The sequence below is a fragment of the Aliiroseovarius sp. CAU 1755 genome, from assembly GCF_054482655.1.
Window position 1 is genome coordinate 141,501 of the sequence record NZ_JBTLRH010000001.1, and the last position, 18,147, is coordinate 159,647.

General features: G+C 58.7%; 16 protein-coding genes. 9 read left to right on the forward strand and 7 right to left on the reverse strand.

The window, feature by feature from the left end; all coding sequences use genetic code 11:
• Window positions 1-5 precede the first annotated feature (5 nt).
• From ACXYMP_RS00735 to ACXYMP_RS00765, 7 genes are all read left to right on the forward strand, one after another.
• Window positions 6-2,441, forward strand: coding sequence for a GcvT family protein (locus tag ACXYMP_RS00735; protein ID WP_458903703.1), 2,436 nt, complete (start codon window positions 6-8; stop codon window positions 2,439-2,441).
• A 7-nt stretch (window positions 2,442-2,448) separates the two neighbouring features.
• Window positions 2,449-2,844 (forward strand): hypothetical protein, encoded by a 396-nt coding sequence (locus ACXYMP_RS00740; protein ID WP_298570591.1) that lies wholly within the window; start codon window positions 2,449-2,451, stop codon window positions 2,842-2,844.
• Between the two features lie 3 nt (window positions 2,845-2,847).
• Window positions 2,848-4,116, forward strand: coding sequence for a histidinol dehydrogenase (gene hisD / locus ACXYMP_RS00745; RefSeq protein WP_298570589.1), 1,269 nt, complete (start codon window positions 2,848-2,850; stop codon window positions 4,114-4,116).
• Window positions 4,117-4,597: 481 nt separating this feature from the next.
• Window positions 4,598-5,341 carry an amino acid ABC transporter ATP-binding protein gene (locus tag ACXYMP_RS00750; protein WP_458905275.1) on the forward strand — a complete coding sequence of 248 codons (744 nt, stop codon included), beginning with the start codon at window positions 4,598-4,600 and terminating at the stop codon, window positions 5,339-5,341.
• 9 nt (window positions 5,342-5,350) lie between these two features.
• Complete coding sequence (locus tag ACXYMP_RS00755) at window positions 5,351-6,154, forward strand: amino acid ABC transporter permease (RefSeq protein ID WP_458903706.1); 804 nt, start codon at window positions 5,351-5,353, stop codon at window positions 6,152-6,154.
• 21 nt (window positions 6,155-6,175) lie between these two features.
• A complete protein-coding gene (locus ACXYMP_RS00760) occupies window positions 6,176-7,024 on the forward strand; it encodes a transporter substrate-binding domain-containing protein (RefSeq protein WP_458903708.1) in 849 nt (282 codons plus the stop codon).
• Between the two features lie 12 nt (window positions 7,025-7,036).
• Window positions 7,037-7,906, forward strand: a complete 870-nt coding sequence (locus ACXYMP_RS00765) for an amino acid ABC transporter permease (protein ID WP_458903710.1) — start codon at window positions 7,037-7,039, stop codon at window positions 7,904-7,906.
• Between the two features lie 85 nt (window positions 7,907-7,991).
• Here the strand turns inward: ACXYMP_RS00765 and arsB are convergent, their stop codons facing one another.
• Both arsB and ACXYMP_RS00775 read right to left on the reverse strand, forming a co-directional pair.
• Window positions 7,992-9,059 carry an ACR3 family arsenite efflux transporter gene (arsB, locus tag ACXYMP_RS00770; RefSeq protein WP_458903712.1) on the reverse strand — a complete coding sequence of 356 codons (1,068 nt, stop codon included), beginning with the start codon at window positions 9,057-9,059 and terminating at the stop codon, window positions 7,992-7,994.
• A 9-nt stretch (window positions 9,060-9,068) separates the two neighbouring features.
• On the reverse strand, window positions 9,069-9,401 hold the full coding sequence (locus ACXYMP_RS00775) for an ArsR/SmtB family transcription factor (protein WP_458903714.1): 333 nt from the start codon (window positions 9,399-9,401) through the stop codon (window positions 9,069-9,071).
• Between the two features lie 318 nt (window positions 9,402-9,719).
• Here ACXYMP_RS00775 and ACXYMP_RS00780 point away from each other — a divergent pair, with 318 nt between their 5' ends.
• On the forward strand, window positions 9,720-9,896 hold the full coding sequence (locus ACXYMP_RS00780) for a class II D-tagatose-bisphosphate aldolase non-catalytic subunit (RefSeq protein ID WP_458905277.1): 177 nt from the start codon (window positions 9,720-9,722) through the stop codon (window positions 9,894-9,896).
• A gap of 173 nt (window positions 9,897-10,069) precedes the next feature.
• Here ACXYMP_RS00780 and ACXYMP_RS00785 read toward each other — a convergent pair whose 3' ends face one another.
• Window positions 10,070-10,780, reverse strand: a complete 711-nt coding sequence (locus tag ACXYMP_RS00785) for a VIT1/CCC1 transporter family protein (protein WP_458903716.1) — start codon at window positions 10,778-10,780, stop codon at window positions 10,070-10,072.
• Between the two features lie 233 nt (window positions 10,781-11,013).
• Here ACXYMP_RS00785 and ACXYMP_RS00790 point away from each other — a divergent pair, with 233 nt between their 5' ends.
• Entirely contained in the window at window positions 11,014-12,591 is a 1,578-nt protein-coding gene (locus ACXYMP_RS00790; RefSeq protein ID WP_458903718.1) for an oleate hydratase, read from the forward strand.
• Between the two features lie 55 nt (window positions 12,592-12,646).
• On the opposite strand, the gene ACXYMP_RS00795 is transcribed toward ACXYMP_RS00790, so the two are convergent.
• From ACXYMP_RS00795 to acsA, 4 genes are read right to left on the reverse strand one after another with little or no spacing between them, the layout of a single operon-like run.
• A complete protein-coding gene (locus tag ACXYMP_RS00795; protein ID WP_298570572.1) occupies window positions 12,647-12,892 on the reverse strand; it encodes an acyl carrier protein in 246 nt (81 codons plus the stop codon).
• Window positions 12,889-14,118: a dihydrolipoamide acetyltransferase family protein gene (locus ACXYMP_RS00800; RefSeq protein WP_458903720.1), complete on the reverse strand. Its 1,230-nt coding sequence runs from the start codon at window positions 14,116-14,118 to the stop codon at window positions 12,889-12,891. Before ACXYMP_RS00800 ends, ACXYMP_RS00795 begins: the two co-directional genes overlap by 4 nt.
• 1 nt (window position 14,119) lies before the next feature.
• On the reverse strand, window positions 14,120-16,114 hold the full coding sequence (gene pdhA / locus ACXYMP_RS00805; protein WP_458903722.1) for a pyruvate dehydrogenase (acetyl-transferring) E1 component subunit alpha: 1,995 nt from the start codon (window positions 16,112-16,114) through the stop codon (window positions 14,120-14,122).
• Window positions 16,111-17,853, reverse strand: coding sequence for an acetate--CoA ligase (gene acsA, locus ACXYMP_RS00810; RefSeq protein ID WP_458903724.1), 1,743 nt, complete (start codon window positions 17,851-17,853; stop codon window positions 16,111-16,113). The genes pdhA and acsA overlap by 4 nt, the downstream gene beginning before the upstream one ends.
• Window positions 17,854-18,147 lie beyond the last annotated feature (294 nt).

Below are 18,147 nucleotides of genomic sequence, written 5' to 3' on the forward strand. Positions count from 1 at the left end.
GCTCTATGAAATCGCGCACCAAGGTTGTGGTCATCGGAGGCGGCATCGCCGGTTGCTCGACGCTTTATCACCTGACCCAGGAAGGCTGGAGCGATGTTGTGCTCGTGGAACGCAACGAACTGACATCTGGCACCACCTGGCATTCTGCCGCGCAGGTTACGAACTTCGGGGCGAACCAGACGATGGTCGGGCTGAAGTCCCATTCGATCAACCTGTATAAAGAGCTCGCGGAAGATCCTGACTATCCCATAAATTACCACCACGGCGATGGCGGCATCCGGCTGGCCAACACCGAGGAACAGATGCAGGGCTATCGCCATTTTGCGTCAATGGCGCGCGGGATGGACGTGCATTTCGAGGTGATCGACGCCGCGGAATGCGCGCGTCGTCATCCGTTGATTTCCACGGACAATTTGATTGGGGGGCTGTGGGACCCACTGGACGGCGACATTGATCCGGCGCAATTGTGCCAATCGCTTGCGCGGCGGGCGCGCAAGGCCGGGGCTGAGGTTTATCGCAATACACCCGTCACCGGGTTGACGCAGCACAAGGACGACACTTGGACGGTGCACACCGAACACGGTGACATTGACTGCGACATCGTGGTGAATGCCGGTGGCTATCGGGTCAATGAGGTGGGCGCGATGATGGGGGTTCATCACCCCGTCGCATCGATGGAGCATCAGTATTTTCTAACCGAGGAGATCCCCGCGATCAAAGAGGCTGACCACCGAATGCCCCTTCTGCGCTGCCCGATCTCGGACTATTACTGTCGGCAGGAAAAGAACGGATTGCTGGTCGGGTTTTACGAACAAGACTGCAAGACATGGGGCATGGACGGGATTGATCCGAAATTCGTCAATGCGCTTTGCCCGGATGATCTGGACCGCGTAACGGACGTTCTGGAAGGCGCGTTTGAACGGATGCCCGCGTTGATGGAGGTGGGCATCCATACGGTTGTGAATGGTCCGATCACCTACACGATTGACGGCGCGCCATTGGTCGGGCCGATACCGGGCAAACGCAATGCGTTTTGCATCATCGGCCTGCGCGCAGGACTTGGCGAAGGCGGTGGACACGGGTGGCTTTTGGCCCAGCAAATTGTCCATGGCGAGGCGTGTTATGACACGTGGTGTAACGACCCGCGCCGCTTTACAGGGCACGCCAATGTCGAACTGACGGCGCTGAAAGCGATTGAAGATTACCAAAACGAGTTTCGGTTTCACTTTCCGCACGAGCATCGCCCGGCAGGCCGCCCGGCCAAGACCACCCCGCTGACACCCGTCTTTGCCGCCGAAGGCGCGGCGTTCACCGTCGTAAACGGATGGGAGCGCGTCGACTACATCAAACCCAATCCCGAGTTTCACCCGACACTCAGCTTCAACTTCGACGAGACCTTTGACGTGATCGCTGCCGAGGTCAAAAACGTACAGGAAAACGTTGGCTTGTGCGAGGTCAACGGCTTCAATCGCTTCGAAATCACCGGGGCGGACCGGCACAGGTTTCTTGACCGGATGTTCTGCGGCACCGTGACCAGACGCGAGGGCCGCGTCGGGCTGGGCTATCTGCTGAACCATCACGGAATGGTCAAGGCCGAGGCCACGGTGGCCAATCTGCCCGCCAGCGACCGGGGGGCAGAGCGCGTCTGGTATGGCTCGGCGGCGGCAAGTGAAGTCCACGATATGGATTGGCTGCAAATGCATCTGGAACACGGCGAAGACGTCACGATCCGCAGCCTGACAAATGATCAAACGATCCTCGTTCTGGCGGGCCCCAAGGCGCGTGACGTTCTGTCAGCCTGTTCACGCGGAGACTGGTCGCGTGAGGCTTTTCCATGGCTCAGCGTGCGCGAATGTTTCATCGGTTTCGCCCCGGCGACTGTGCTCGGCGTCAGCTTTTCAGGAGAATTGGCATACGAAATTCATGTGCCGAATGCCTCGCTCTATGCTGCCTATCTGGCACTGCGCAAGGCTGGCGAAGCGTATGGGCTGACGCTTTTCGGCGCACGCGCGGTCGACTCGATGCGGATGGAGAAAGGTTTCATGCACTGGAAGTCCGATCTAATCACCGAGTTCGACCCGTTTGAAACGTCACTCGACCGCTTCGTGAAGCCCAACAAGGGCGACTTCATTGGCAAACAGGCGCTGCTGAAGCGTCGCGAACAGGGTCCGCGCAGAAAGCTGGTGACGCTCAAGATCGACGCCACACATGCGCCCGCCCATAGCGGTGCTTCGTTGATGCAGGGAAATGCTGTGATTGGCACCGTGACGGCGGGCGATTGGGGTCACCGGGTCAATCTGAACCTCGCCTATGCCTTCGTCGATCCGGCGCTCGCAGGGCCAGGCAGCACCATGCTTCTGGACCTATGTGGTGATTTGGTCGGGGCCGAAGTGATAGAAGACTCGCCTTACGATCCGGATTTCGTCCGGATACGTGGATGAGCGCGCCATGACCCGCAAACTTGTCGAAAGACCGGAGGGCATTGGCCACGGGGCCGCCACCACCAATCCACCGCTGCATAGGATCGACCCCGCAGTGGCCCGCACACTGCAAAGCTTGGATAGCGTTTCGAGCCTTGGGGTATCGGCTTCGCCTGCGGTCCGTTCGGCTGGTGCCTTTGACACGGTCCGTGGCATCAAGGCAAACGGTCTCACGCCCAAGGCGCGCCGCATTCTGTCGCAAGCCGCATACGACCTGACGGGCCGAGACGCGGCGCTTCTTTGGATCGCTTGCTCTGAATTCTCGATGCGCGCGCCCAAACTGGGTTCGACCGCGCCAGTTTTCGACACCATCAACGTGTTGACGGACGCGATACAAACCCAATCTCTGACGAAACCGAGGTAACCAATGGCCATCACTTACCTGAAATCAGCCGATCCTCGTCCGGAAGTCGAAAACAACGACATCCGCGATATCGTCGCCATCATGCTGGCCAATATCGAACGTGGTGGCGAAGCGGCGGTGCGCGATTATGCCATGAAGCTCGATGGCTGGACCGGCGAAATCGTGCTGTCAGAGGATGAACGCAAGGCCGCCTGCACCCGCGTGCCCGAAGACCTCAAGGCAGACATCCGCTTTGCCCACGCCAATATCCGCCGCTTCGCAGAGGCGCAAAAAGCGACGATGGGCGAATGCGAAATCGAAGTGATGCCGGGCCTGATTGCCGGCCAGAAACAAATCCCGGTGTCGAGCGCCGGGTGCTATGTTCCCGGCGGCCGCTACAGCCATGTCGCCAGCGCGTTGATGACAATCACCACGGCCAAGGTCGCGGGTGTCCCCCATATCACTGCAGTGTCCCCGACGCGCCCTGAGGTTGGCATCCCCGATGCTATCGTCTTTGCGATGGACCTTTCCGGCGCGGACCTGATCCTGAACCTTGGTGGCGTGCAAGGTATCGCTGCCATGGCAAAGGGAATGTTCGGTGGAAAACCTGCGGATATCCTTGTTGGTCCGGGAAACAGCTATGTCGCCGAGGCCAAACGGATGCTTTTTGGCAGCGTCGGGATCGACATGTTCGCAGGCCCTACGGATTCGCTTGTCGTTGCCGACCATACTGCCTCTGTCGAAACGGTCGCCTGGGATTTGGTCAGCCAAGCCGAACACGGTAAGGACAGCCCGGTGTGGCTGGTGGCAACCGACAGGGCGCTGGCCGAGGGCGTCATCAACCGCGTCTCGGCACTAATCGACAGCCTGCCGGAAACCAACGCCGCCGCGGCCCGCATCGCATGGGACGAACGAGCCGAAGTGATCCTCTGCGACAGCCGTGAGGAAGCCGCCGAGGTCGCGGACCGATACGCCCCCGAACATTTGCAGGTGCAAGCGGCTGATCTGGATTGGTGGCTGGACCGGCTTACGGCCTATGGCTCGTTGTTTCTGGGGAAGGAAACGACCGTGGCCTTTGGGGACAAGACCTCGGGCCCGAACCATGTGCTGCCAACCAGTGGCGCGGCGCGCTATACCGGTGGTCTGTCGGTGCACAAATTCACCAAGACCGTGACCTGGCAGCGCTGCAATGACGTCGCCTCGCACGAGTTGGCCCTGCGCACCGCAAGGATCAGTCGGGTCGAAGGGATGGAGGGCCATGCCCGAGCGGCAGAGTTGCGCAAGCGGCCTTAACTTGCCAAAGACCGCAGCCGTCAATCGCACCCCGATCCGTCGCTCGAATACGGTAGACCGCGCCACCGTTGACCTCATCTGACGTGGTCCCGAAGGGTGTGTATGCTCGCGCATAAGAGCGGACATTGCCGTCAATGACGGATGCTTTGATGAGATTGACGATCTCACCCGTATGCCGTGGCAGCAATTGAAGTGTCTCACGAACGCCTTGCAGACCCGAAAGACCTGCAATCGGTGATCAGCATCGGGTTTGCTGCCTTTGGTCGCGACTATTCTGCGGATCTGTCCGTGGCATCCCCTTACAAAAACCGGCGCCCGCATCGGCGCTTTTTTGAAGAATTTCTTGAAAAACCTCACGCACACCGTCTCGTTGCTTGTGTTCCTGCTGCTCGTATGCGGAGGTGGGTCGGCAATCGGCGTGTCGACGTGGCCGGGGGTGTCGTTCTATAGTTCTTGGGACAGCGCGGAGTTACGAAGTTACATGGTGCAAACACCGATAATCATAGCAGTAGGCGTTGGAAAATCTTTTGGTGATTTCAAAGCACTGACAGATGTAGACCTAATCGTGAACCAAGGCGAACGCGTCGTGATCTGTGGCCCGTCGGGGTCAGGAAAATCAACTCTTATTCGGTGTTTCAACGGGCTCGAGAACCACGATACAGGGCGGCTTTGCGTGGACGGCATGGAATTGCGCGAAGATGCGCCGGGTATGCGGCAGCTGCGGCAGGATGTCGGCATGGTGTTTCAACAGTTCAACCTGTTCCCGCACCTGACCATTCTTGAAAACCTGATCATCGGGCCGATGAAAGTCCGCAAGCAATCCCGCGCTGCGGCAGAAGCAACGGCGCGCAAGTATCTTGAGCGGGTCCGCATTCCAGAACAGGCCGATAAACGCCCCGCGCAATTGTCTGGTGGACAGCAACAGCGGGTGGCCATCGCGCGCGCGCTGTGCATGCAGCCGCGGGTGATGCTGTTTGACGAGCCGACCTCCGCCCTGGACCCGGAGATGATCGGCGAAGTGCTGGATGTGATGGTAGAGTTGGCAGAGACGGGCATGACGATGGTTGTCGTGACCCATGAGATGGGATTTGCCCGCAAAGTCGCCGACACGATGGTGTTCATGGAGGCGGGGCGCATCGTCGAGGTTTCCCCGCCCGAAACATTCTTTACCGCGCCCAAAAGTCAACGCGCGCGCGTCTTTCTTGACCAGATACTGGAGCACTGAAGCGTGCGCATGGCGGCTCTGTTCACCCTCAAACGCGTCTTGAACGCCCCGGCGGTCGCCGTTTCACTCTATGCGGTCATCGTTGCCGCGATCGCGTGGGCGTCCTATACGGGCGCCCAGCAGATGGGTTATAATTGGCAGTGGTATCAGGTTCCCGGCTATATCTATACATTCACCGATGACGGGTTCCAGGCGGGTGAGATTCTGACCGGCCTTTGGGCAACAATTCTGTTGTCGCTGACCTGTTTTCTCCTCGCAACCTTGCTTGGCCTTGGCGTGGCATTGCTGCGCTTGTCGGGGTTGATTGTGGGGCGGGCGGTTGCGATCGGGTATCTGGAGTTTGTGCGCAACATCCCCCTGCTGGTGCTGCTTTATCTGTTCTACTACGTGCTTGGCCCTATATTCGGCTTTGACCGCTGGACGGCTGCGGTGCTCACGCTCAGCGTCTACCACTCGGCCCTGATTTCCGAGATTTTTCGCGCAGGCATCAACTCCGTCGCTGTCGGGCAATGGGAGGCCGCAGCCTCGATCGGGATGAGCAAAGGGCAGGCCTATCGCTATATCATCCTGCCCCAATCGGTCCGCTTCATGTTGCCACCGCTGACCGGTGAGATCGTCAATCTAATCAAGTCATCCGCAATCGTCAGCGTGATCGCGGTGGCGGAGTTGACCACCGTGGGCCGCAATATCATCTCGGACACATATATGAGTTTTGAGATCTGGTTCACCGTTGCCGCCGTATATTTAGCACTAACCCTCGTGTTGTCTTTTGGCGTCTCGGCGCTTGAGCGACGTTTTGCAACTGAAACCTGAACCCCACCCAAGGAGAGATCTATGTCATTTACACGAAGAAAAATCATGACAAACGCGCTGGGATTGGCATTCGCCGCCCTGACAAGCACAGTCCTGACGCTTCCCGCCCTTGCCCAGAGCGCGACACAGGACCTTAGTTCTGAATCCGTGATCGAGACCATCAAGAAAGACGGCGTCATCCGTATCGGCCTGTCGATCTTCACACCGTGGTCCATGCGCGATGTGAACGGTGAATTGATCGGCTTTGAATTGGACGTTGGCCGCGAGTTGGCCAAGGATATGGGCGTGGACGTAGAGTTCGTGCCCACTGCATGGGACGGCATCATCCCCCAGCTTGTGTCGGGCAACTTTGACGTGATCATCTCTGGCATGTCGATTACGCCTGCGCGCAACCTGACCGTCAATTTCACCGACCCTTACGCCTATTCCGGCCTGACCATATTGGCCAACACGGCGATGACCGAAGGCTTCACACTTGATGATTACAACAGCCCGGAGGTTACGTTTTCCGCGCGCCGGGGGGCCACGCCAGCGACCGTCATCGCACAGCTTTTCCCAGAAGCGACGCTGTTGCTTTTCGACGAAGACGGTGCCGCGACGCAAGAAGTGCTGAACGGCAACGCCCACGCCACCATGCACGCAGAGCCGACACCTTCGATCGAGGCGCGCCGCTATGCCGATACGCTGTCGGTGCCGTTTGACCAGACCTTCCTTGCGTCCGGTGAAGGGTTTGCGCTTCGCAAAGGGGACGCAGACGCGCTGAACTTCTTCAACAATTGGATCGCGGTGAAACATGCCAGCGGTTGGCTCAAGGAACGCAACGACTATTGGTTCAAGGGCAATGATTGGGAAGATCAGGTCACCCAGTAAGGACCTGGAAGCGTGCCCTCGTTCCTCAAACGCCTGATATGGGCCGACTGGCTGATCCTCATCGTTCTGGTGGGGGCCTTCGGTTATGTCGGCCTGCGTCTGGAGGGCACGCTTAACTACACCTGGCGGTGGGAGCTGATCCCCGATTACTTCATCCGCTACCGCGAAGACCGGCAGGAATGGTTCGCCAACCTATTGCTACAGGGGCTGTTCGCGACACTTCGCATTTGCATCTACGCGGGGATACTGGCCGCCATTTTTGGCACAATTCTCGGTGTGGCACGCTGCGCCGAGAACCTGACGATCCGTCTGCTGGCGCGCACCTATCTTGAATTGCTGCGCAACATCCCGCCAGTCGTCATCATCTTCATCTTTTTCTTCTTTCTATCGCAGCAACTCATCGACGTGCTCAACATGAACGCATGGGCACGCGGCATCGCCCGCAGCGACAGCGCAGCCGCATGGGAATTCTTCTTTGGCGACATGCGCCGTTTCCCGTCGCTTGTCTCGGGCGTGCTGGTCTTGGGGCTGTTTCAGGCGGCTTTTGTCGGGGAAATCGTGCGCGCGGGCATCCAATCAATTCCAAAAGGCCAATTCGAGGCCGCCCGTGCCATCGGGATGAGCCGCTCTCAGGAAATGCGCTATATCGTGATGCCGCAGGCGCTGCGCAAGGTCGTCCCCCCGATGGCAAACCAGTTTATCAGCCTTATCAAGGACAGCTCGATCATCTCGCTGATCTCTGTTCAAGAACTGACCTACAAAACCGTAGAGCTGGTCGCGTCGACGCGGCTGATTTTCGAGGCATGGCTGACGACGGCCGCGTGCTATTTCATCCTCTGCTTTGGACTGTCGCTTCTGTTTCGACGGCTGGAAAAGCATTAGAGCCGGTGCGTCCACCGGGTCTGCATTTTTGTATCATCGCATTCAAAGAACCGCTCGTTCTACTTTTCAAAAAATGGCGACGACGTCACGGCGCACCCGCCTCGTTTGGAAACCAATGTTTCGTCCGGTTGGCGAAGGCGACGAGGGACAGCATCACCGGCACTTCTACCAACACACCGACCACCGTCGCCAGGGCGGCGCCCGAACCAAGCCCGAACAGGCTGATAGCGACGGCCACGGCCAGTTCGAAGAAGTTGGACGTTCCGATCAGCGCGCAGGGGGCTGCAACGTTGAACGGGATGCCCCATGCGCGCGCCGCGCCGTAGGCCACAAAGAAGATGCCGTAGGACTGGAGCAACAGGGGGACCGCGATCAACGCGATGACAAGCGGGCGGTCAAGTATGACCTCGCCCTGAAAGCCGAACAGCAAAACCACGGTCACCAGAAGGCCGAAGATGGAAAAGGGTTGAACACGGGACTTGAAGTTATCCACCGCCGCTTCGCCGCCCTTTGCAATGAGGTTTCGGCGGGTGAGATATCCGGCAACCAGCGGCAACATGACGTATAAGCCCACCGACAGCAGCAACGTGTCCCAAGGCACAACGATATCCGTGACACCCAACAAGAAAGCCACGATAGGTGCGAAGGCGAAGACCATGATCACGTCATTCACGCTAACCTGCACCAGCGTGTAGGTGGGATCGCCTCGTGTCAGGTTTGACCAAACGAAGACCATCGCGGTGCACGGGGCGGCACCCAACAGAATGACGCCCGCCAAATAGGCCTGCGCTTCGTCCGGCGGGATCAATCCTGCGAAGACGTATTCAAAGAACAGCACGCCAAGGGCGGCCATCGTGAAGGGCTTGATCAGCCAGTTCACCACAAGCGTTACGACCAACCCTTTCGGCTTGTCCCCGACCTGTCGCAACGCGCCGAAATCGACACCAACCATCATTGGGTAGACCATCGCCCAGATCAGCACCGCCACGGGCAGGTTGACAGACGCGACCTCTAACGACGCCAAGACGGAAAAGAGGCCGGGAAGCAGATTGCCAAGCACCAGCCCCGTGCCGATGGCAAGCGCCACCCACACAGACAGCCAGCGTTCAAAGGTTCCCAAGCCTGCCGCAGCGGGAAGCGGTGTATCGGTCATATCAGTCTCCTAGCAGGCACAGGCAAGTTCGTTGATGACGGGTTGGCACAGGTCGGGATTGCCGCCGCAGCAGTCCTCCATCAGAAAGGCAAGCAGACCGCGCATCCCGTCCATGTCAGCGAAGTAGCGGATGCTACGGCCTTCCCGCTCGTTTCGGATCAGACCAGAACGCGCAAGGATCGAAAGATTGGCTGACATTGTATTCTGGCGAACATCCAACGTGTCGCTAATGTCCCCGGCCAACATCCCCGCGTCACCGGCCTTGATCAGCAGCCGGAACACTTCAAGCCGCGTGGACTGACTGAGTGCGGCGAACGCACCGAGAGCATGATTCTTATCCATATATCGTGAATTATTGATATTAACACGGGCGGTCAAGCCTGCTGAGTTCGCCCAATGGGTGTTGGGGTGATACAGTCGCCCTTAACCCGTCACCGCCTGGATTTTCATACTCCCTTCTGGTGGCCGGGATTTGAAAATCCGTGACGCGTCTTCCAGCAATATCTGATGCGAAACAAGACGGCCGATGTCGGGGCCATAAGCAATGATCGACGCCAGTTCGGTTGGACCGGTGGTTCGCACGCTGCAGTCGACCATAGAATTTGGGAACGCGACGTTCTGTTCGGTCCATCACGCAAGGGTCGGGTCTGACACGAGGCCATATGGGCTCTTGCCCAAATCGAAGCCGAAATGGCTGTCAGACATCCCTCGAAGTTGCGCGAAATCGTTGAACAGCGGATGAGCGATCAGCCCGCATATTGGAAAGACCACGACAATGGCTCAATAGCCGCGGTGTCGTGGCTGCGGGTCAATAGCTACAGCGACCGCATCCGTTAGTACTGGAGAGATCCCGACCAACGCCGCTAACCTGCTTGCCCACCACATCAACAGATGTGTCGCGAGGTATTTCAAAGCTGCGGGCATGCCCCAGCCGTGAAGCGACATTGGTGGCACCAATGCAAAATTCAGGCGGCGAGTCACATACTCGCATCGGTATGAAACCCATCGGCTCAGACGTGAAACAGATTGCCGACACCATAGGCCAACGCCGCCGCCGCGCCACCGATCAGCATCGTTTCCCCGGCCGACCGCCACCACGGCGTAAGCGACCAGTGGCTTTTCAGGGCGCCAATACCAAAGAAGGTCGCCATCGTCATTCCTGCGGACAGACCGAAGGCATCCTCCATGCCAAACAGGAACGGCAGCACCGGGATCATCCCGGCAATCAGGAATGACAGGAATGTCGTGATGGCAGATCGCAACGGGCGGGGATCAATGCCACCCAACCCATACTCGCCCTCCATCATGAGAGCGATCCAGCTTTCCCGATCCTGTGTTATCGCGTCGGTCGCCTGATCCAGGACACGACCTTGCAGACCCTTTCGCGACAGGATTTCGCGCACTTCCAGCCATTCACCGCGCGGATGTTCGTCAATGTGCTTCTCCTCAATCTTGCGGATGCGCAAAAAGTTGTCCTGCTCTGCTTTGATCCCCGAGTAGTTTGCCGCCGCCATTGAAAAGCCGTCTGCCAGCACATTGGCCAAGCCCAAAACGACGACAACAAACGGAGAAAGCCCAGCCCCCGCCACGCCTGCGACGATGGCGAAAGTCGTAACCGTGCCGTCGATGGCACCGTAGACCGCATCGCGAAGCACACCTCTGCCTTGCGGCGCGCCGATACGCTCTGAAATTCCCTGACGCGTGTGAGAATGCTCAGCCATTCTGTTGTTCCTTCCAGTTTCAGTAACGATCAGCGCAGCAGCCGACTTGGCCCGTGGGGTCGAATTGGCGGACAATAGCAATTGGTGGCGCTCTACCAGCTTCGCAGCTGAAAAAACGCCCCAAACGAAGCGTATTTTACGCCCTTTCTGGGACGTTTGCCATGATCCGGGGCAACGCGAACGTGTCCGCTCAGTGCTAGACTTAGGGGTCTTCAAAGCGAAGGGAGAAAGCCATGCCTACCAATGCTCCAGAAGTTCAGCATCACATCATTGGCGGTGGAATTGCCGGTCTGGCAACAGCCGTTTTTCTAGTGCGAGACGCGGGCGTTGAAGGGGGCGCCATCCAAATCTATGAACAGCTCGATGTGGCGGGTGGGTCGCTTGATGGGGCTGGCAATTCAGACGACGGTTATCTGATCCGTGGTGGTCGCATGTTTGAAGAGCACTTTGCCTGCACCTTCGACCTTCTGGACTCCATTCCGTCAGCGGACGACCCCAACATTTCTGTTTCCGAGGATATCATGGCGTTTAACCGCATGGTGCCTGGGTCTTCAAATTGCCGCCTTGTGCGTGACGGAAAACCCGCCGAAGATCGCTATGATCTGACGCTGAGCGCCCGTGACATCGTCGATATCAACCGGCTGATATTGCATTCGGAAAGCGGGCTTGGTCCGCAGCGGATAGACGAATGGTTCAAGCCATCATTCTTTGACAGCAATTTCTGGATGATGTGGTCCACAATGTTCTCGTTTCAGCCTTGGCATGCATTGGTCGAGATGCGTCGCTACCTAAGGCGTTTCATCCACCTGTTCCCCGGTTTTTCTCGGATCGCCGGGATCTTGCGCACGCGTTACAATCAGTATGATACGTTGATCGCCCCGATCATGATCTGGCTGCGCGACAGGGGCGTCAAGATCACCACTGGCGCGCAAGTCACTGATGTCACCATCGAGGGGTCGCGGCAGGACCGCTGTGTCACTGGCTTTGCGCTGGCCGACGGCCGCACAGTTGCGGTTTCCAAATCCGACCGCGTCTATCTGACGCTCGGCTCTATGACCGATGGATCTGTTTTGGGTTCGAATGACCGCGCGCCGACCCTAGAGGATCGCGAAGGCGGTGCTTGGGCACTGTGGCGTGGTCTCGCAGCCCAACATGAAGGTTTCGGTCGCCCCGAAACCTTCTGCGGCGACCCTGCCAAAACGGCTTGGCATTCCTTCACGGTCACGCTTGATACACCCGATTTCTTCGAATTCATGGAGGATTTCACCAACAACCGGACCGGAACCGGGGGGCTGGTCACCTTTGCTGACTCGGGCTGGACCCTTTCTATCGTCCTGTTCCACCAGCCCCATTTTCGCGGTCAAAAGCATGGCACCTATACGCTTTGGGGCTATGGGCTGCGCGGGGAGCGGACCGGAGATTTTGTGACCAAACCGATGTGGGAGGCGACGGGGGACGAAATCATTTCGGAGCTTTGCGGACACCTGAAACTGAGCGAAGCTCAAAAGGCATGGTTCAAAGGCGCGCGCGTCATACCCTGCCGAATGCCGTTCGTCACCAGCCAGTTCATGCCACGCCACCCCGCAGACCGCCCGGATGTGCGCCCAAGTGGCGCGCAAAACTTCGCTGTGATCGGGCAGTTTTGCGAACAACCGCGCGACTGTGTGTTTACGGTTGAATATTCGGTGCGGTCCGCACGCACGGCGGTTTCAAGCTTGACGGGCAGGACAGACCCGCCACCCCCAGTGGCGGCCACTGACCATGATCCAAGGGTTCTGGCCAAGGCTGCGCGTGTCTTGATCGGGATGTGATCATTCTGGGCGCCGTCGGACATCACGAACCGTCCTTCGGCGCCGCGCCTGCTGACTACTTCATCGCGTCCGTCAGATACGCAACGGCCAAAGCAACGGTCGCGATCTGCGGATAATCTTTTTCGGGAATATCCACACCCGTGCGCTTGTGCAATGCGGTCACAAGATTAAGGACATCCATCGAATCCAGCTCAAGGTCATCCTGAATATGATCATCATCGCTGACGGTATCGGTGTCGATGTCGGGCGCAATACTGGCAAGTTCTTCCAGATAGGCCGCGCGGATTTCTGCTTCTGTCATAGGCTCTCCGGTTCGTTCAAGAGGGTCTCAAATTCAGTAATGAAGCGGGCGACCTGACGGCCGTCACTTACGCGATGGTCTGCAGATATGGAAAGTGTCACAACGCTGCGCGGTATGACCTGATCGTTCAACACCCACGGCCTGACCTGCGGTGATCCAAGCCCGACAAGGGCGACTTGCGGCGGGAATATGACGCCGGTCATGACGTCGGCGCTCGTATCACCCAGACTAGAGATCGTAATGGTGCCTTGCGTCATTTCCGAGCCCTTCAACCGTCCAGCCCGGGCCCGTGAGACAAGATCCCGCATACCTGCCATCGTCTGATCAAGGTCAAGCGCCACGGCGTCCATCAGGGCAGGCGCGACCAAACCACCACCGCGAAGGGCAACGGCAACGCCGGGGTTCACGGCCTTTGCAGCGTGGAATGCGCCATCTGTGAAATGTCCGTTCATGGTCTTCACCCTGGCAGCAGCCAGCGCTGCGGCACGAACAAACAAGGCGCCCAGCAATATCCGTTCAGCGGGCGGACGACCGGCATTCAGCTTGGCAAGGAAATCGCTCGCGGGTTGAACGTCGATCGTCTGGGACAGATAGAAATGGGGAATTGTCTGCTTCGAGCGTGTCATCGCCGCAGCAATTGCCTTGCGCATCTCTTCAATTGGCGATCCCGGTTTTGCAGCGGCTTGTGGCGACTTACTTGGCGCGCCGTCGACATCACCCAGAACGATGACCCCGCCGGGTCCGCTGCCGCGGATCGTGCTGAGGTCAAGGCCAAGCTCGTGTGCCCTGACCCGTGCTGCGGGCGACGCTGCGTTCGGGCTTTGCGGTACAGAAGTCGGCGCGACTGTTGGCGGTGCTGGTGCCGTGGCAGGTGCTTTCACTGCTTCCCTTTCCGGAGCGTGTGGTTCGGCAGGCGGTCGCTCGGCCGCAGGCGCTGCTTTGGCAGGTGGGGGTTCAACCGATGGCTCCGCTTTCGCGGGCGGTGCCTCTCCTTCCGCCAGCAAAACAGCAAGCGGCGCACCGACCGGTAATTCGGTTCCGAGCTGCGCCACTAATTCGTGAACTGTGCCGTTTTCGAAGACTTCGATCTCGATGGCGCCTTTCTGGGTTTCGACCACAGCGACCACATCACCCCGAGCGACCGTGTCGCCGGGTTGAACCAGCCATTCGACCAAGGTGGCGGCCTCCATATCGGCGCCAAGCGAGGGCATGTTGAAAATACCCATCTCAGCGCCCCAACAGTGCGCGCGCCGCCGCGACGATACCGGGCGTTTGCGGGATGGAGGCATCCTCCAGATGTTTCGGATAAGGGATCGGCACTTCCTCGGCGCAGACACGCCCGACCGGTGCATCCAGCGACCAAAGCGCCTGCTCCATGATCCGCGCCGAGATTTCGGCCGAGATGGATCCGGTGCGCCAGCCTTCGTCGATGATGATCGCGCGGCGGGTCTTGTTAACCGACGCCATGATCGTCGCGTCATCAAGCGGGCGCAAAGTCCGAAGGTCGATGACCTCTGCGCTGATCCCGGCCTCTGCCAATTCTTCGGCGGCCGCAAGCACCTTGAAGAGCGACCCGCCATAGGTGATCAGACTGATGTCGGTGCCTTCGCGCCTGACCGCGGCCTTTGATATGTCGACCGGCCCGGCAGCTTCGTCGATTTGACCCGTGTTGTTGTAAAGCATGACATTCTCGAAGATCAGGACGGGGTCCGGGTCTTCCAGCGCGGTCCAGAGCATCCCGCGAGCGTCTTCCAGCGTTGCAGGCGTCAGCACTTTCAGCCCCGGAATATGTCCATACCAACCTTCAAGGCTGTGGGAATGCTGCGCGGCAAGTTGCTTGCCCGCGCCGGTGGCCATGCGGATAACGACCGGCACGCCGAATTGACCGCCCGACATATGCCGGATCGTGGCCGCAGTGTTCATGATCTGGTCAAGCGCCAACAGCGAAAAGTTGACTGTCATCAATTCGACGATCGGTCGCATCCCGACAGCAGCAGCCCCGATCCCTGCCCCGGTGAAGCCGCTTTCAGACAGCGGTGTGTCGCGGATACGGTCTTGGCCAAATTCGTCCATCAATCCCTTCGAAACGGCATAACACCCGCCGTAAGCTCCCACATCCTCGCCCATCAGGAATACGCGGTCATCGCGGATCATCGCGTCGCGGATCGCCTGTTTCACGGCTTCGCGGTAGGTTATTTCGACCGTCTTACCAGACAGAGCGGGGGTGGTCGGCGGGTCAGGCTGCGGGCCAAGGACGTGTTTGGTCAAGTCCTCGACAGGTTCCCAGGTCCCGGCCTCGGCAAAGGCGACGGCCTCAGCAATTTCTGCGTCCACCGCGCGTTCAATCTCGGACACGTCGCTGTCATGGATCAGGCCGTTTTCAAGCAGCCAGCCCTGAAAGCGGACAATCGGCCCTTTCTTGCGCCATTGCTCGATCTCAGCTTTCTCGCGATACAGTTGAGCGTCGAACATGGAATGGGCGCGAAACCGGTAGGTCCGGCATTCCAGAAACACTGGCCGTCCCGTTTCGCGGATCTGCGCAATCGCTTCGCGCGACGCGGCTTCCACTGCGACGACATCCATGCCGTCCACAACGCGTGACGTGATGCCATAGCTTTCGGCCTTTTGCTGGATATCTGTCTGCGCCTCGGTCCGGGCCAAGGCCGATCCCATCGCATACCCATTGTTTTCGCAGACGAAGAGCACCGGCAAATCCCAAAGCTCGGCCAGATTCATCGACTCGTGGAATTCGCCCTCGGCCACGGCACCTTCACCGAAGAAACAGGCGGTCACATTGGCCTCACCTCGCATCCGGTCGGCCAGCGCAAGCCCGGCAGCCAAGGGCAAACCGCCCCCAACGATGGCATTGCCACCGAAAAAGTTGGTGGCCGCATCAAACAGATGCATCGATCCGCCCCGCCCGCCGGAACACCCTTCGGCTTTGCCATACATCTCGGCCAGGACTGTTGTCATCGGCACGCCCCGCACAAGCGCGTGGCCGTGCTCGCGGTAAGTTGCGACGATACGGTCCTGCGGCCCCAGCACAGGGATCACACCAGCGGCGATCGCTTCCTCTCCGTCATAAAGGTGCAGGAAGCCGCGAATTTTTTGCTGCGTATAGAGCTCGGCACATTTTTCTTCGAACATCCGGACACGGATCATGTCGCGTAGCAGGGCCAGAACGTGCGCTCTATCAAGGTGGGGTTTGTCGATCAAACTCATGTCTCGTCTGTCTCCAAAGTGGAAATGTCGCCTTCAGGCAGGCCCAGTTCACGGGCCTTGAGAAGCCGTCGCATGATCTTGCCCGACCGGGTTTTGGGCAACGTTTTGCGAAAGATGATTTCGCGTGGGGCAACCGCTGCGCCCAACTTCTTGCGGGCATGGCCGCGAATGTCGCGCTCCAGATCGTCGGACGGGTCTATGCCGGGGTTCAGCGTGACATAGGCCTTGATGATCTCACCCGCTGTTTCATCGGGGACGCCGATCACACCGGCCTCGGCGATGGCCTCGTGTTCGATCAGCGCGCTTTCAACTTCGAACGGCCCAATCAAATGACCGGACGTCTTGATCAGATCGTCGGCGCGACCAACGAACCAGAAATACCCGTCCCCGTCGCGCATCGCGAGATCGCCAGAAAGATACCAGCCATCGACGAAGCACTTCTGAAACCGGGCCTCTTCATTCAGGTAGGCGCGCATCATTGACGGCCAGCCGGGGCGCAGTGCCAGCTCTCCTATCTCGTTATCCGCGACTTCGCGGACCGTCCCGTTTTCATGCTCTACGATCCCCGCTTCAATTCCCGGCATCGGCTTGCCCATCGAGCCGGGCTTCACCTTCATTCCGGGCTGATTGGCGATCATGATCCCGCCGGTTTCGGTCTGCCACCAATTGTCGTGGAAGGGCTGGCCAAAGACTTGTTCCGACCAGATCACGGCCTCTGGATTCAGCGGCTCGCCGACGCTTGCCAGAAACCGCAACGAAGAAAAATCAAAAGGTGCTGCGGTCTTGGCCCCCGCGCGCATCATCATACGAATTGCCGTCGGGGCCGAATACCAGACCTCAACCTTCTCTCGCTGAATGGTTTCATACCACCGTTCAAGGTCGAACTCAGCCTCATCCACTATCATCGTCGCGCGGTTCACCAGTGGCGAGATGATGCCGTAAGACGTGCCGGTGACCCAACCGGGGTCTGCGGTGCACCAATAGATCGTGCCGGGCTGCAAATCCAAGGCCCGGTTGCCCGAAAACGCGTGATAGACAACCGCGTTATGGACATGCACCGCCCCCTTGGGCTTGCCAGTCGTGCCCGAGGTGAAATGGATCAACGCGGGGTCTTCAGGTGCTGTTCGCACCGGCTCAAACTCAGACGACGCCGCTGCAAGCGCGGGGCCAAGTGCGACGCAGTCGTCAGGCGCGTCGTCGCCAACAATAAGCACCAGTTTCAGTGTATCTATCTGATCGCGCCAAGCGGCGATCTTGCGTTTGTAGATTGACGCGGTGGTCACCAGCACATTGGCGCTTCCGATTTCCATACGCGTGCGAATTGGTTCCGGGCCAAAAGCCGAAAAGAGTGGCGTGAAAACCATACCCGCCCTGAGTGTTCCCAGCGCGCAGGCATACAGTTCGGGAACGCGCCCCATCAAGACGAAGACACTGTCGCCTTGGTGAAGCCCATGGTCGTGCAACACCGACGCAAACCGGGATGAAAGGTCTTTCAGATCACTGTATGTCAGCTCTTGGCGGGACCCATCTTTGCCAAGCCACAACAGCGCGACCTGATCGGCATGCCCGCCGATCACATGTTGATCAACGGCTGCGTAGGCTATGTTTATGGACCTATCCCGCTTGCCAACTGATCCGCCCATTTCGAAACGAGAATTGGCTTCACCTGATTGACCGTCAACATACCCTTTCTTGGATACATCGCGTCCCGATAGCTCTGGCTTGCGACGCTGTGGCATTGTTTCTTCCTCCACAACAATTATGAACGATGCGTCAAATAGTTGTATGAGTTAGATCAATTCTCGTGCGGATTTGTGCCCTGCAAGCGTGACCGTTGCGTGAGGTTGGACCCAATTTCCCACGGCCCTTCAACGCAAACGCGCATTCTGCCTGCGGTCGCGGCAAGGATGGGCTTTGGCACAGCGCGACACATGGCATCCGCGAAAGACCGCCTACTCATATTGCGACTCGCGTAAATGGTGTATTCTGAGTGTGACGGCATTGCCCGTCCACCACTGGTGGTAGGTATCGCA

Bases quoted from the DNA above. Each gene is read 5' to 3' on its own strand.
- ACXYMP_RS00735 (WP_458903703.1), top strand. From the start codon at position 6: ATGAAATCGCGCACCAAGGTTGTGGTCATCGGAGGCGGCATCGCCGGT.
- ACXYMP_RS00740 (WP_298570591.1), top strand. From the start codon at position 2,449: ATGACCCGCAAACTTGTCGAAAGACCGGAGGGCATTGGCCACGGGGCC.
- hisD (WP_298570589.1), top strand. From the start codon at position 2,848: ATGGCCATCACTTACCTGAAATCAGCCGATCCTCGTCCGGAAGTCGAA.
- ACXYMP_RS00750 (WP_458905275.1), top strand. From the start codon at position 4,598: ATGGTGCAAACACCGATAATCATAGCAGTAGGCGTTGGAAAATCTTTT.
- ACXYMP_RS00755 (WP_458903706.1), top strand. From the start codon at position 5,351: ATGGCGGCTCTGTTCACCCTCAAACGCGTCTTGAACGCCCCGGCGGTC.
- ACXYMP_RS00760 (WP_458903708.1), top strand. From the start codon at position 6,176: ATGTCATTTACACGAAGAAAAATCATGACAAACGCGCTGGGATTGGCA.
- arsB (WP_458903712.1), bottom strand. From the start codon at position 9,059: ATGACCGATACACCGCTTCCCGCTGCGGCAGGCTTGGGAACCTTTGAA.
- ACXYMP_RS00775 (WP_458903714.1), bottom strand. From the start codon at position 9,401: ATGGATAAGAATCATGCTCTCGGTGCGTTCGCCGCACTCAGTCAGTCC.
- ACXYMP_RS00785 (WP_458903716.1), bottom strand. From the start codon at position 10,780: ATGGCTGAGCATTCTCACACGCGTCAGGGAATTTCAGAGCGTATCGGC.
- ACXYMP_RS00790 (WP_458903718.1), top strand. From the start codon at position 11,014: ATGCCTACCAATGCTCCAGAAGTTCAGCATCACATCATTGGCGGTGGA.
- ACXYMP_RS00795 (WP_298570572.1), bottom strand. From the start codon at position 12,892: ATGACAGAAGCAGAAATCCGCGCGGCCTATCTGGAAGAACTTGCCAGT.
- ACXYMP_RS00800 (WP_458903720.1), bottom strand. From the start codon at position 14,118: ATGGGTATTTTCAACATGCCCTCGCTTGGCGCCGATATGGAGGCCGCC.
- pdhA (WP_458903722.1), bottom strand. From the start codon at position 16,114: ATGAGTTTGATCGACAAACCCCACCTTGATAGAGCGCACGTTCTGGCC.
- acsA (WP_458903724.1), bottom strand. From the start codon at position 17,853: ATGCCACAGCGTCGCAAGCCAGAGCTATCGGGACGCGATGTATCCAAG.